General features: G+C 62.0%; 13 protein-coding genes. 3 read left to right on the top strand and 10 right to left on the bottom strand.

Features of this window, described 5'->3' with window-relative positions; translation table 11 throughout:
- Window positions 1-52: 52 nt before the first annotated feature.
- Window positions 53-763, bottom strand: coding sequence for a response regulator transcription factor CtrA (ctrA, locus tag BM234_RS04530; RefSeq protein WP_092061002.1), 711 nt, complete (start codon window positions 761-763; stop codon window positions 53-55).
- Between the two features lie 98 nt (window positions 764-861).
- Window positions 862-1,140, bottom strand: coding sequence for a CtrA inhibitor SciP (gene sciP, locus BM234_RS04535; RefSeq protein WP_092061003.1), 279 nt, complete (start codon window positions 1,138-1,140; stop codon window positions 862-864).
- A 125-nt stretch (window positions 1,141-1,265) separates the two neighbouring features.
- On the opposite strand from sciP, the gene mnmA reads away from it, so the two are divergent.
- The gene (mnmA, locus tag BM234_RS04540; protein ID WP_092061005.1) at window positions 1,266-2,408 is read left to right on the top strand and encodes a tRNA 2-thiouridine(34) synthase MnmA; all 1,143 of its coding nucleotides are present in this window, start codon (window positions 1,266-1,268) and stop codon (window positions 2,406-2,408) included.
- A 32-nt stretch (window positions 2,409-2,440) separates the two neighbouring features.
- Here mnmA and lpxB read toward each other — a convergent pair whose 3' ends face one another.
- From lpxB to BM234_RS04580, 8 genes are all read right to left on the bottom strand, one after another.
- Window positions 2,441-3,598: a lipid-A-disaccharide synthase gene (lpxB, locus tag BM234_RS04545; protein WP_092061007.1), complete on the bottom strand. Its 1,158-nt coding sequence runs from the start codon at window positions 3,596-3,598 to the stop codon at window positions 2,441-2,443.
- Window positions 3,595-4,371: an LpxI family protein gene (locus BM234_RS04550; protein WP_092061009.1), complete on the bottom strand. Its 777-nt coding sequence runs from the start codon at window positions 4,369-4,371 to the stop codon at window positions 3,595-3,597. Before BM234_RS04550 ends, lpxB begins: the two co-directional genes overlap by 4 nt.
- Window positions 4,368-5,156 carry an acyl-ACP--UDP-N-acetylglucosamine O-acyltransferase gene (lpxA, locus tag BM234_RS04555; RefSeq protein WP_092061011.1) on the bottom strand — a complete coding sequence of 263 codons (789 nt, stop codon included), beginning with the start codon at window positions 5,154-5,156 and terminating at the stop codon, window positions 4,368-4,370. Before lpxA ends, BM234_RS04550 begins: the two co-directional genes overlap by 4 nt.
- A complete protein-coding gene (gene fabZ / locus BM234_RS04560) occupies window positions 5,149-5,619 on the bottom strand; it encodes a 3-hydroxyacyl-ACP dehydratase FabZ (RefSeq protein ID WP_092061013.1) in 471 nt (156 codons plus the stop codon). Before fabZ ends, lpxA begins: the two co-directional genes overlap by 8 nt.
- A gap of 68 nt (window positions 5,620-5,687) precedes the next feature.
- Window positions 5,688-6,230, bottom strand: a complete 543-nt coding sequence (locus tag BM234_RS04565; protein ID WP_092061015.1) for an OmpH/Skp family outer membrane protein — start codon at window positions 6,228-6,230, stop codon at window positions 5,688-5,690.
- Window positions 6,230-8,566: an outer membrane protein assembly factor BamA gene (gene bamA, locus BM234_RS04570; protein ID WP_092061017.1), complete on the bottom strand. Its 2,337-nt coding sequence runs from the start codon at window positions 8,564-8,566 to the stop codon at window positions 6,230-6,232. Before bamA ends, BM234_RS04565 begins: the two co-directional genes overlap by 1 nt.
- 94 nt (window positions 8,567-8,660) lie before the next feature.
- Window positions 8,661-9,770 carry a Ppx/GppA phosphatase family protein gene (locus BM234_RS04575; protein WP_092061019.1) on the bottom strand — a complete coding sequence of 370 codons (1,110 nt, stop codon included), beginning with the start codon at window positions 9,768-9,770 and terminating at the stop codon, window positions 8,661-8,663.
- Between the two features lie 65 nt (window positions 9,771-9,835).
- Complete coding sequence (locus tag BM234_RS04580) at window positions 9,836-10,105, bottom strand: usg protein (protein ID WP_092061378.1); 270 nt, start codon at window positions 10,103-10,105, stop codon at window positions 9,836-9,838.
- A gap of 206 nt (window positions 10,106-10,311) precedes the next feature.
- On the opposite strand from BM234_RS04580, the gene gyrA reads away from it, so the two are divergent.
- The gene (gene gyrA / locus BM234_RS04585; RefSeq protein ID WP_092061021.1) at window positions 10,312-13,059 is read left to right on the top strand and encodes a DNA gyrase subunit A; all 2,748 of its coding nucleotides are present in this window, start codon (window positions 10,312-10,314) and stop codon (window positions 13,057-13,059) included.
- Window positions 13,060-13,130: 71 nt separating this feature from the next.
- Window positions 13,131-13,907 carry a transglutaminase-like domain-containing protein gene (locus tag BM234_RS04590; RefSeq protein ID WP_092061023.1) on the top strand — a complete coding sequence of 259 codons (777 nt, stop codon included), beginning with the start codon at window positions 13,131-13,133 and terminating at the stop codon, window positions 13,905-13,907.
- Window positions 13,908-13,923: the final 16 nt, after the last annotated feature.

Consider the following 13,923-nt stretch of genomic DNA (forward strand, 5'->3'; position numbering starts at 1 on the left):
GGGCTCGTAAGAGGTCCAGCCCCGTCGGGCGTGTTACGGGGTCGACCCGCGATCAGGCGCCGATGGCGACCGGTGTCTCGACCTGCGGCTCGGGATCGCGCAGGACATACCCACGGCCCCAGACGGTTTCGATATAGTTCTCGCCTTCCGTCGCTTGGCTCAGCTTCTTGCGAAGCTTGCAGATAAAGACGTCGATGATCTTGAGTTCCGGCTCATCCATCCCGCCATAGAGATGATTGAGGAACATCTCCTTGGTGAGCGTGGTGCCCTTTCGCAGGCTGAGCAACTCAAGCATCTGATACTCTTTGCCGGTCAGATGCACGGTCTTGTTGTCCACCTCAACGGTCTTGGCATCGAGATTGACGCACACCTTGCCCGTTCGGATCACCGACTGGGAATGCCCTTTGGACCGGCGAATGATCGCATGGATCCGCGCGACGAGTTCCTCGCGGTGGAAGGGCTTGGTGAGGTAATCATCAGCTCCGAAGCCGAAGCCTTTGATCTTGCTTTCGGTATCGTCCTCACCGGTGAGGATGAGGATAGGTGTATCGACCCGCGCAAGGCGCAACTGACGAAGGACCTCGTGGCCACTCATGTCCGGCAGATTGAGATCAAGAAGGATCAGGTCATAATCATACAGCTTCGCAAGATCGACCCCTTCCTCCCCGAGATCCGTCGCGTAGACGTTCAGATTGGCATGGGTAAGCATCAACTCGATGCTTTTCGAAGTAGTAGGATCATCTTCGATCAGGAGGACTCTCATGGCGACTTTCGCTCCGCTCGTCGTAAACTATCAGGTGTTAACTTTACGAAGAATAGTTAACTCCCCGTTACCAGCTTAACGATTTATGTCACCACAACTTACGGTTGTCTATATTTTTGTATTGCCGTCGCCTTTAGCGCGCCTTCTCCATGAAGTTCGATCGCGGTCAACCATTCGGAGAATTCCTCTTCCGAAAGGCCATAACGCCGCAATGCGGTTTCCCGCGAAATCAGGCCATGCATGACCCCGCGGATGACGGCTGCTTTCCGCGAGGCGACCCATCGCCGTGTCGTGCGCGGCGGAAGGTCCGCCTGCGACATGATTGTTCCATCCGGGAGCGTCACCGTCCTGACGCCCTCCACTTTCTTTAGGTACATCCCACAACCCTTTGTTTCTCCAACCTTGGGCACCTTGGCGGGCAGGCTTTAACGGGGCGTGAAACCGGGGGTTGAGAATAGCTAGGATTTTCCTATATTTCCGTCGAATTCCCGGGAGAATCCAAATGCCACTCGACCGCGCCGAGGCGCTGAACTCAATGGGCTTTGCAAAGCCGCCCTCAGAAACCCGCGTGGTCGTCGCCATGTCCGGCGGTGTCGATAGTTCCGTCGTCGCGGCACAGTTGGCAGAAGAGGGTTACGACGTCGTTGGCGTGACCCTGCAACTCTATGATCATGGCGCAGCCCTAGCAAAAAAAGGGGCTTGCTGCGCCGGGCTCGACATACATGACGCCCGCAGGGTGGCCGAGGAAATGGGCTTTCCGCACTACGTTCTCGACTATGAAAACATCTTTCGCGATGCGGTCATCGACGAGTTTGCCGACAGCTATCTGGCGGGGGCAACACCGGTGCCCTGCATCCGTTGCAACGAGCGTGTGAAGTTCAAGGATTTACTTCAAACTGCGAAGGATCTTGACGCCGATTGTATGGCGACCGGCCACTACATACAGCGCATGATGGGTGAAAAAGGCCCAGAACTGCACCAGGCGGCCGATTCGAATCGGGATCAATCTTACTTTCTCTTTTCGACGACGAAGGACCAACTGGACTATCTGCGCTTTCCACTGGGGCACCTTCCGTCGAAAAATGCGACCCGTGAATTGGCTTCCCGCTATGGTCTCGCGGTGGCCGACAAGCCCGACAGTCAGGATATCTGCTTCGTTCCCAACGGCAACTATGCGAGCGTGATCGAGAAACTGCGCCCCGGCGCGGCCGATCCGGGGGAGATCGTTCATGTGGATGGGCGCGTGCTCGGCACGCATGACGGGGTCATCCACTACACGATCGGCCAGCGCCGTGGCCTTGGCATCGGCGGGCTGTCTGAGCCGCTGTTCGTTGTGAAGCTTGACGTGGAAAATCGGCGCGTCATCGTCGGCCCCAAGGAGATGCTCTCGACCCGCACCGTTCCCGTGCGGGAAATCAACTGGCTTGGCGATCAGCCGCTGATGAGCCAGCCGGAGTGGCATGTCTCGGTAAAAGTGCGCAGCACCCGTCCCCCTCGGGACGCGATCATCCGACCGATTTCCGCCACCGAGGCCGAGGTGGAGCTGATTGTCGCCGAAGAAGGGGTCAGCCCCGGTCAGGCTTGCGTCTTCTATGAAACGGGGGGCTCACGCATCCTCGGGGGTGGGTGGATCTGGCGCGGCTGACGCAACGCGCGTTGCGTGAACGTGCCGGGCGTTTAACCTTTTCCGCCGCTTAGTCCATCCAGCACAGCCCGGGCCGCGCGCAGGCCCGGCGCCTCACCACCCCGGCCAAGCCGATCCATCGTAAGGTCCAGCGCCAGTCTTTGTACATTTGGGTCCGACAGGATGCTCAGCAGCGCGGGCGCGATGCGATCCGGCTGGCAGTTCGCCCCGATGAATTCCGGCACTACGCGGGCTTCGCTCACCAGATTGACCAGGGTCACCGTGTTGATCCGCAGCATTCGCGACAGGATTATCCGGCTGAGCCGGTTCATGTCATAGGCGATGACCATAGGTGTGCCCGCCGCAGCGAGTTCCAGCGAAACGGTGCCCGATGCTGCCAGCGCCGCGCGGGCCTCATGGAAGGCCGCCCGCTTGTGGGCCCCATAGTCCGGCATATCGGGCGTGATCAACGCGGGCGCGACGGACCAACCTGTGCTTGCCTCACGGATCATCGCAGCCCCGGCCGGGGTTGCCGCGGGTATGACGGGCCGTAATCCCGGAACCTCGGCCAAGACCCGATCCACGGTTGGCCCAAAAACCGGCATCAGCCGCGAAATTTCGGACCGCCGCGACCCGGGCAGAACCAACAGAAGCGGCGCATCCCCCAGATCGAACTGAGCGCGCAACGCGCCGCGTTCCGCCGCCGTGGCCGCCGGATCCCCCACCACTGGGTGCCCCACAAAATCACAGCGCATTCCCGCAGCCTCCATATAGGGAGGTTCAAAGGGCAAGAGGGCAAGCACCTGATCTATCATCCGCGCCATCTTCTTGGCACGCCCCGGCCGCCAGGCCCAAACCGATGGCGCGACGTAGTGCACTGTCCGGATATCGCTTCGGGCCCTGACCAGTTTGGCGACGCGCAGAGAGAATTCCGGGCTGTCGATCGTGATCAGAACATCGGGCTTTGCGGCGATCACGGCCTCGACCGTTTGATGAAGCCTCCGGCGCAGCGCGGGGTACTTGGGGATGATTTCAGCCAGCCCCATGATGGAAAGCTCTTCCATGGGAAAGAGGCTTTGCAGCCCCTGCGCCTCCATCCGCGTGCCACCAACGCCGGAGAATTGCACCTCTTCAAGCTGCGCAAGCCCGGCCATGAGATCCGCGCCCAGCCGGTCACCCGAAGGTTCACCCGCCACCACAAAGACCTTCATGGGCGCACCCAAAGCAGCAAACCCGCCGCCTCACAGGCCGCTATCGTCGCCGCCCGATCCAGAATCATCACATCCCCCGCGCGCACGACGATCCCCCGCAGGCCCGCGGCCGCCGCTTGTGCCGCGGTGTCAGGACCGATGGCCGGGAGGTCCGCGCGGCGGTCCTGTCCTGGCTTGGCCCCCTTGCACAGCACGGCCATGGTCCGCAGGGGCGTCTGAGGTAAGCTCTGCATCAGCCAGGCCGTGCCACCCACAGCCTCGATCCCGAGGATCTGGCCCCCACCGGCAACGCAGGCCTGTCCCACATCAAGCGGCCCGAGCGCGTCAATCACGGTAAAGCCGCGCTCTGCATCGCTTCGCACGGAGTCGTCAGGGGCCCCCACCAGCACGCCAACTTGTGCGACCAAGCCGGGCGCAAGATCGTGGGCCGCGCAGACTTCGATCCCATGGCTCTCGAACAGGGTCATGATTGCCCGCAACGCGCCATCGTCACCGGCCTGCACGGCTTCCGCTAGGATCGGAACGAGGGGCCGCGTCGCCGCGTCGAGCGCAGCCGGATCAAAGACGGGACGGTCGATCCCGCCGGCGAGGCAAATCTCTGTCACCCCGCGCGCTGTAAGCGCGGCAATGAAACTGCCGATCGTCTCAAGCCGAAATGTCAGATCGGGGATCAGTCGATCCGGCCCCTGCCCCTCCAGCGCGCAGACAAGCATGGGGCCTGTCTCGGCCACAAGCTCTGGCAATCGCCCGCGTCCGGCGATCAGTGCCCTCATTTCGGGGTCAGGAACGAGCGATCACTCTCGCCCATGATGAAGGCCACGATTTCGCGGACATAATCGCTCTCGGTTTCTTCGCCAAGGCGGCGCGCCCGGTCAACGAAAGCCCCCTCGCCCTGCGCCAGCATCTGAAACGCGGCACGAAGCGCGGTGATATCCGCCCGCTTGACCCCGCGGCGCTTCAGACCCACGAGGTTCAACCCGTCAAGCTCTCCACGCGGCCCCTGTACCAGTCCGTGTGGAATAACGTCGTTGGTGACCATGGAAAGCGCGCCGATGATCGCACCCTTGCCGATGCGAACCCACTGATGGATCCCGCACAGGCCGCCGATGATGACGTCATCCTCGATCCTGCAATGCCCCGCCACGGCGGCGTTGTTCACGATGATCACCCGGTCGCCGACATGGCAATCATGGGCGATGTGGCATCCGGCCATGAAAAGCCCGTCGTCACCAACTTTCGTCAGCCCACCGCCGCCTTCTGTGCCGCAATTCATCGTGACGTGTTCGCGGATACGGTTGCGCGCGCCGATCTCAAGCCGGGTTTTCTCCCCACGGAACTTCAGGTCCTGCGGAATCTCGCCGATGACGGCAAAGGAGAACACCTCGGTTTCCGGTCCGATGACCGTACGCCCGGTCACAACCACATGGCTTTTGAGCCGTACGCCTTCGGCAAGCACGACCTCCGGCCCGATGTGACAGAACGGACCGATCTCACAGCCCGGACCAATGGCCGCGCCCTCTTCGATCACAGCGGACGGGTGGATTTTCGGTTCAGACATGAGCAGCTGAAGTATCCATCATCGCGGTGAATTCGGCCTCTGCGGCCATCTCCCCGCCGACGGTCGCAACGCCGCCAAATTTCCAGATCTTGCCGCCGGGTTTGCCGCGCAGCGTTTCCATCTTCATCAGAAGCTGATCGCCCGGCACAACCATCCGGCGGAACTTCGCCTTGTCGATGGACATGAAGTACACCAGCATGTGCTTGTCGGCCATGTCGAGCGCGCTTCCGACCATCACAGCAGCGGTCTGGGCCATCGCCTCGATGATCGTGACGCCGGGCATGATGGGTTTGCCGGGGAAATGTCCCTGAAAATGCGGCTCGTTCATCGTGACATTCTTGAGACCAACCGCAGAGCGATGCCCGTCCATGTCGATGACGCGATCCACAAGCAGAAACGGATACCGATGCGGAAGGATCCTCTGGATCAGCGCGATATCCGCTGTGGTGACTTCCTCACTCATTTACCCGCTCCCTGTTCCTCAAAAGGTCGGCAAGCCCTAGCAAAGCCGCCGGGTTTCGGCAAGCGGGCCTAGTCGCCAGTGGCCCTGTCGCCAATCGCCTCGTTGATGCGTTCAATGGCGGCATCCGTGATGTCGATCGAGCCGGCGGAAATGAAGACGCTGCGCCGCTCCACGATGATTTCCGCGCCCCGCGTTTGCATCAATTCGCCCAGAATGGGCCGCGCCGCGTTGAGAAACTCCCGTTCCGCTTCTTCTTGCCGTCGTGCCAGTTCCCGGGCGCGGGTATCCTGACGCTGGCGAATGGCCTGTACGCGGGTGTCGAACTCTTCGGCGAGTTTCTGGAAGCTCTCCCGGTCAAGCCGGTCGCGTTCCTCGGTCAGCCGCTTTTCCTCTTCCATCAGATCCGCCTCGATCTCGCGGTTCTCGATGGTGAGCGCGGCGCTGTCTTCCTCGATCTCACGTGCCACGCGCTGACCAAAGAGCGACTCGGTATAGAACCGCTCCGTCTCTATGGTCAGGATCGGGGTCTGCGGCGGGGCCTCTTGCGCAAGCACCGCTCCGCAAAGCAGAACGCCCGCCACCAATCCCGCCGCTGCCCGCAGAAAACGCATCAGAACTGCGTCGAAATCGTCAGATCGAAGTTCTGTTCCTCGTCCTCGTCTTCCTTGGCGAGCGCCTCTGTCCAGTTGAACCGAAGCGGGCCAATCGGGGTTTCCCAAAAGAGCGAGAGCCCGACAACCTGACGCAACGAGAAATCGTCATAGAGCACATCCGCGGTGTAGGTCTCCCCCACATCCCAGAGCGATCCCATATCGTAGAACGCGCCCCCGGCGATCCCATATTCCTCAGGCAGGCCGAGCGGAAACTGCACCTCGAACCGGGCCACGGCATAGAGATTGCCGCCAAGCGCGTCATCGGTGTCTGCATCGCGCGGGCCGATCCCGCCCGGTTCAAAGCCGCGCATGACGCTCGGCCCCATGAAATAGCGGTCTGTCACGCGGGAATTGTCCCCGTCGATGTAGTTCAGCGCGCCGCCTTCGATTGTGGCGGAGACGGTGACTTCCTCATTCATGACCGTGGTCTGCGCCGTGGCGCTGGCTGTGGTCTCGATGAAACGGGTGTCGCCTCCGAGGCCGCCGAGGTTCTGTCCGAACCGAAGCAAGACACCCGCATTTGGGTTGAGCCCCGTCCGGCGGGTGTCATAGCTATAGGTATAGCCAAGAGAGCTATCCCAACGGGCACCGTCGCGGGCCTCGTTGCGGATGATCACGCTGGCATCCTCGTCCACGCCGAACAGATCGGAATAGGCGGCGGTATAACGCACTTGCAGGCGGCCGTTCTCGCTGACCGGGAAGGTGAACGACGGCTGGATCGAGGCACGCGTCGTATCATAGAGCGCATCGTCATTGTCGGTCTGGCGATAGGATAGGCCAATCCCGAACCGCAGATCGCGACCAAGGAATGCCGGCTCCGCAAAGCTGAAGGCAAGCCGCTGGTTCCCTTCCGCCGTGGAGATGGAGAAGTTGAGCAACTGCCCCCGCCCGAGGAAGTTACGCTCCGACAAGGAGGCCACGATGCCAAAACCGTCGGAGGTCGAAAAGTTGGCCCCGAAAGAGAGCGACCCGGTGGGCTGCTCGGTCACGTCCACGTCGATGACGACCTGATCGGCTGTGGACCCTTCGCGCGCATTCACGTCCGCGTTGGAGAAGAAGCCGAGCGCCCGGATGCGTTCCGCGCTGGCGCGAATTTCGCGCGGGTTGAACGGATCGCCTTCGACGACGCGAAACTGCTGCCGGATCACCCGGTCGAGCGTCGTGGTATTGCCTTCGATATCGATCCGCTCCACGAAAACGCGCGGCCCGCGCGTCAGGCGGAAATCTACATCAAGGGTCAGGTCCCGGTCATTGCGGGTCACCTGCGGCTCCACCCGGATGAAATCCTGCCCCTGCGCCAGCGCCACACGCTCCAGCCGCTCAATCGTGTTCTCGATCTGGAGAGGTGAATAGACAACGCCCGGACGCACGCGGATTTCTTCTCGGAAAGGCAAGGTATCAAGCCCCTCGATATCCGTGGAGGCGCTGATGCGGCCGAACTTGAACTGCTGGCCTTCGACGACATTGAACGTCACGAAAACGCCGTCGCGCTCCCGCGTGACTTCGGCGGAAACGGAATTGGTGCGGAAATCGACATAGCCGCGGGATTGATAGAAATCGCGCAGAAGCTGTTTGTCGAACTCGATCCGGTCGGACACATAGGTATCCCGTTGTACCAGAAGCCGCAGCAACCCCGCCTGTTTCGTCTCCAACACGCGGCGCAGGCGCCGATCGGAATAGACACGGTTGCCCACGAAGCTGAGCCGCTCAATCTCTACGTTGCCGCCCTCGAACACCTCAAAGACAAGATCGACGCGGTTGTCCGACCGGCGGATGATCTTGGGGGAGACGATCGCCGAAAGGCGGCCCTGCTGAATATAGGCTTCGGTAACCGCGGCGGCGTCGCGCTCAGCCTGCGCGGGGCTATAGGCCCGGCGGGAGCGGGATTGGACCAGAGCGGCAAGTTCCTCGTCATTGAGACGGGAGTTGCCTTCGAAGTTAACGATGTTGATGGTCGGCTGTTCCACCACTTCGATCACCAGCGTATTTCCCCGCGGTGTCAGCTCCACACTCTCAAACAGGCCCGACTGCACGAGGTTCTGGTACGCGTCGTTGAGTTCCGCGCCGCTCACGCGCTGCCCACGGGAAATCCCCGCATAACTCAGGACAGTGCCATCCTCGACCCGGCGGTTGCCCTCGATCACGACCGAAGAGAAACTATAGCTCTGCGCCACGACCGGCTGCGGCACAAATCCCGCCGGTGCAGAAAGCGCCAGAAGCGCCGCTACGCCGGCCGCCGTCATGCGCTTTCGCCGCGCCGTGCCGCGCTGTGTTACCCGACCCTGCTCTGTCATTGGAGAAACCCCTCACGTCCCGCTTTTGGGAAAGTGAGTATCGGCCCCGCCGTGCCTTGTCAAAGTTGAAAGCCGCCCGATTGCCGGGCAAAGCTCAGCCTACTGGCTCCAGCACGCCATCTTCGGACATCTGCGCATAGAGAAGCCCTTCGCGAAGGCCGCGATCGGCGACGGACAACCGATCGGTCGGCCAGCACCGCATAAGCGCCTGAAGGATCGCCGCGCCCGACATGATGAGTGCCTGCCGATCCTGCCCGATGCGCGGATCCTTGCGGCGACCCACGGGGCCAAGCGCGAGGTAATCGCGGATCACCCGGTCAATCTGATCCGAAGACATCCGCAGCCCGTCCACCTTGGTGCGGTCATAGCGCTTCAGGCCGAGGTGGCTTGCCGCGACTGTCGTGACCGTGCCGGAGGTGCCGATGATCTGAAACCCCTCACGGGTCTGTTCGCGGTCATAGGGTGAGAATTCCGACAGGTTCTCCTCAAAGAACCAGCTCATCAGGGCAAAACGCGCGGCGTCGTCCTCCACATCGTCAAAGTGATCGCGCAGCGTCGCCACTCCGAGCGGCACAGAGATCCAGTCCACGACCCGCGCACCGGAACGCCCCCCGGCATCACTTCCGAACCCTTCGTGAAGCCGCATGATCGACGCGGGCCGGTCAGCAGGGGCAACCGCCGTCAGGTCGATCCACACAAGCTCGGTCGAGCCGCCGCCGATATCCACGACGAGCAATTGCTCCGTCCGCCGCCCGACAAGCGGCGCGCAGGAGACCACCGCCAGCCGCGCTTCTTCCTCGGGTTTGATGATGTCGAGCCGAAGCCCAGCCTCGCGTTGAATCTGACGCAGGAAATATCGGCCATTGGTCGCGCGGCGGCACGCTTCGGTTGCCACGAGCCGCATCCGGCGCACATTGTGCCGCCGCAACTTCTGCTGACAGACCTTGAGCGCCTGAATCGTGCGGATCATCGATGCACGCGACAACCGGCCGGATGCCTCCAGCCCGGCGCCAAGCTGCACCGACTTTGAGAAGCTGTCGACAACCTTAAACTGACTGCCCTCTGGTCGGGCAATCAGCATACGACAACTATTTGTTCCCAGATCCAGCGCCGCATACAGCTGCGCTGAATCGGGAGAGACATGGGCGGGGCTCTCTACCAGTCTCGGGAGCGCGCCCGCACCGATCGAGCGCCTGGGCGCCATGGTCGCGCCCTCCATATCAAGTTGATATCAAGCTATACGCCCCACTCGCCCGTTGCAAGCATTGCTCAGTGGTAGCGAAACTCTCCAACGACATTTTGCCACTCACCCGCAGAGACCATCTTGCGGTGGCAGAACCGCACCGAATGCAGCGCCCCCTCGATTTCCTCACGCCAGTAGTCGATGAACTTGAACAGCCTTGGGTGATCGGGCGCGATATCATAGTCCTGCCACATGAAGACGTTCAGCACATGGGCGTAGTCCGGCATATGGTAGAAGAACTCGGCGGTGGTCAGGCCATAGCCCTTGAGCATCAATTCGGTTTCACTTTGCGTCATCATCATACCTCTCGTTTGGCCGGTGTTCCCCGACTCTGAGTTAATTGATGCGCATCGAAGTTTACTTTTCAATGAAAACAGTGTGTTGGCAGAGTACCCCCGTGGCTGCCAGACTAAGGCGGATCGCGCCATTGCACCCTGCATCTGCCCTCTGATATACCCCTCTTCAACAAGATATAGATCGCAGCAGAATAAAGGCGGCCAAGGTGAGCGACACTCCGGAAACCCCTGACAACGAAGAAGAAAAAAGCGCGCCCGTGCCCGCGCCTCATCATGGGCCGACGATCTCCATCACCGATGAGATGAAAACCTCCTACCTCGATTACGCCATGAGCGTGATCGTCTCTCGGGCGATTCCGGATCTGCGCGACGGGTTAAAACCTGTGCACCGGCGCATCCTCTATGCGATGCACGAGACCAACAACGGTCATGACAAACCCTATCGCAAGTCCGCGCGTCCCGTGGGCGATGTCATGGGGAAATACCACCCGCATGGCGACAGCGCGATCTATGACGCACTGGTGCGCATGGCGCAGGATTTTTCCATGTCGCTGCCCCTGCTGGATGGCCAGGGTAACTTCGGCTCCATGGATGGCGATAATGCCGCCGCCATGCGCTATACCGAAGTGCGGATGGACAAGCCCGCGGCCTTCTTGCTGGCCGATATCGACAAGGACACCGTCGACTTTCAGGACAACTACGATGGCAAGGACCGTGAGCCCACGGTTCTGCCCGCGCGGTTCCCCAACATGCTCGTCAACGGCGCGGGCGGTATCGCGGTCGGCATGGCCACCAATATTCCGCCCCACAATCTGGGCGAGGTGATCGACGCAACCCTTGCGCTGATCGAGGATCCGGACCTTTCGACCGAACAGTTGATCGACTATATCCCCGGCCCCGATTTCCCCACCGGCGGTATCATGCTGGGCCGGTCGGGCGCGCGCAAAGCCTATATAGAGGGGCGCGGCTCCGTCATCATCCGCGCCAAGACCCGGGTGGAGGAGATCCGCAAGGACCGCTACGCCATCGTGCTCGATGAGATCCCCTATCAGGTCAACAAGGCCTCGATGATCGAAAAGATCGCCGAGCAGGTGCGTGAGAAAAAGATCGAAGGCATCTCCCACGTTCAGGACGAATCCGACCGGCACGGCGTGCGGGTCGTTGTCGAACTCAAGCGCGACGCAACCGCCGAGGTCGTGCTCAACCAGCTTTGGCGCTTCACCCCGATGCAGACCTATTTTGGCTGCAACATGCTGGCGCTCAACGGCGGACGGCCAGAGCAACTCACCCTGCGCAGGTTCCTGACCTCCTTCATCGACTTCCGCGAAGACGTCGTGGCGCGCCGCACCGCCTATCTGCTCCGCAAGGCGCGCGAACGCAGCCACATCCTCTGCGGTCTGGCCGTCGCCGTCTCCAACGTGGATGAGGTCGTCGCCACGATCCGGGCATCCGCCGACGCCGCCGAGGCGCGCGAGAAGCTGATGACGCGCCGCTGGCCCGCGGGCGATATCGCGCCCTACATCCGCCTGATCGACGATCCCACCCACACAATGAACGATGACGGCACCTATAACCTCTCAGAGGTACAGGCCCGCGCGATCCTCGAATTGCGGCTGCAACGCCTGACCCAGATCGGGGTCAAGGAAGTCACGGACGAGCTGCAGGAGCTGGCTGGCAAGATCAAGGAATACCTAGAGATCCTCGCCTCACGCGAACGGATCATGGGCATCATCGCGGATGAGCTGCGCGAGGTCCGCGATCAATTCGCCGTGCCGCGCCGCACCCAGATCGTCGACTGGTCCGGCGACATGGAGGACGAAGACCTCATCGAGCGTGAGGAAATGGTCGTGACCGTTACGGCGGGCGGTTATATCAAGCGCAGCGCCCTGGCCGATTTCCGGTCGCAAAAGCGCGGCGGCAAGGGCGTCTCGGGGGGTGGCCTCAAGGAAGACGACGCCGTCACCACGCTCTTTGTCGCCAATACCCACACGCAACTGCTGTTCTTCACGACGGACGGCATGGTCTACAAGCTCAAGACATGGCGCCTGCCGCTTGGCTCCCGCACGTCCAAGGGCAAGGCGATCGTCAATATCCTGCCCATCCCCACGGGCGTGTCCATCGCGGCGATCATGCCGGTGGATCGCCCCGAGGCGGAATGGGATGATCTTCAGATCGTGTTCGCGACTGACAAGGGGACCGTGCGCCGTAACCGGCTGTCGGACTTCACCAATGTCATGCGCAACGGCAAGATCGCGATGAAGTTCGAGGATGAGAACGCCGGCATGTCGCTCATCAACGCGCGGATCTGTTCCGAGGATGACGATGTGATGCTGGTGACGGACTCGGGCCGTGCCATCCGCTTCCCGACCACCGATGTGCGCGTGTTCAACAGCCGCAATTCCGTCGGCGTACGCGGCATCCGTTTGAACAACGGCGACCGAGTCGTCTCCATGTCGATCATCCGCCACTTCGAGGCCGATCCAGCAGAGCGCGCGGCCTATCTCAAGATGCGCCGCGCCGTGGCGGGGCTGCCCGACGACGCCGAAACCGACGAGGATGGTGCAGAGCCCGGCCTGATCAGTCAGGAACGCTATGCTGCGATGTCGGCGGCGGAAAACCTGATCCTGACGATCACGGCCAATGGTTCCGGCAAGCTGTCCTCCAGCCACGATTACCCCGTGCGCGGGCGTGGCGGTCAAGGCGTCATGGCGATGGACAGGGCGATGCGGGGCGGCCCGCTCGTGGCGTCCTTCCCGGTCGATCTTGCCGACCAGATCATGCTCGCCACTTCGCGTGGGCAATCCATCCGGGTGCCGATCGAGGGGATTTCCTTCCGCTCGCGCAGCGCCGGCGGGGTCAAGGTGTTCAACACCGGCAAGGGTGAGACCGTGGTTTCGGTCGCCTGGATCGCCGAACAGGAAGAAGATGAAGAAGAAGGCACCGACGGGGCCTGATTTCCTCCACAAACAAACTAGATGGCAAACGGGCGGCGAGTGAGCCGCCCGTTTCCGTGAAAGGGACACAAATGAAAATCCAGATCGACGTGGCGATGGAGTATGACCTCTCGGGCGACATGCGCGCCTGTCTTGCCGTAGAAGCGGCAAAGACGCCCGTCCAGACCGTGCTTTCCGAAGAGTTGAGCCTGCCCGGCGCGACGTTGACCCGGACCGCGGGCGAGGCCGGTCTCGGTCAGCGGATCTGGGTCGCGATGAGCGCACCGCGCATGTCATTGCGCTATAGCGCGACTGCTGAGATCACCCGAGACAACTCCCCGCTCGAAAACTTTGCCCTGACCCCGCGGCACGAACTGCCCGGTGAGGTGATGACCTTTCTGCGGCCCTCGCGCTATTGCCAGTCCGATATGTTCCCGGCCTTCGTCGCCCGCCGTTTCGGCGAGATCGAGGGCGGTGCCAAGGTGGCCGCGATGCGCGACTGGGTGCGCGAAGAAATGACCTATGTGCCCGGCACCTCCAACGCGACCACGACCGTGATCGACACGTTCGCCGCCCGCGAAGGCGTATGCCGCGACTATGCCCATATGGTCTGTGCCCTCGCCCGCGCCGCGGACATTCCCGCGCGCTACTGCTCGGTCTATGGCATCGGCGTCGAGCCGCCCGATTTCCACGCTGTCGCGCAGGTCTATCTGGGCGGCGCATGGCACGTCGTCGATGCAACCGGCATGTGCGAGCCGGATCAGGTGGCGGTCATCTCTGTCGGGCGCGACGCCTGCGACGTGGCCTTCATGGAAACCTCCGACCCCGCCGGGCTGATCGAACAGAGCGTCAGCGTCCGGCCCGCCTGAGGCAACCCGGCGCGCC

Source organism: Poseidonocella pacifica, from assembly GCF_900111875.1.
GTDB classification, from domain to species: Bacteria; Pseudomonadota; Alphaproteobacteria; order Rhodobacterales; family Rhodobacteraceae; genus Poseidonocella; species Poseidonocella pacifica.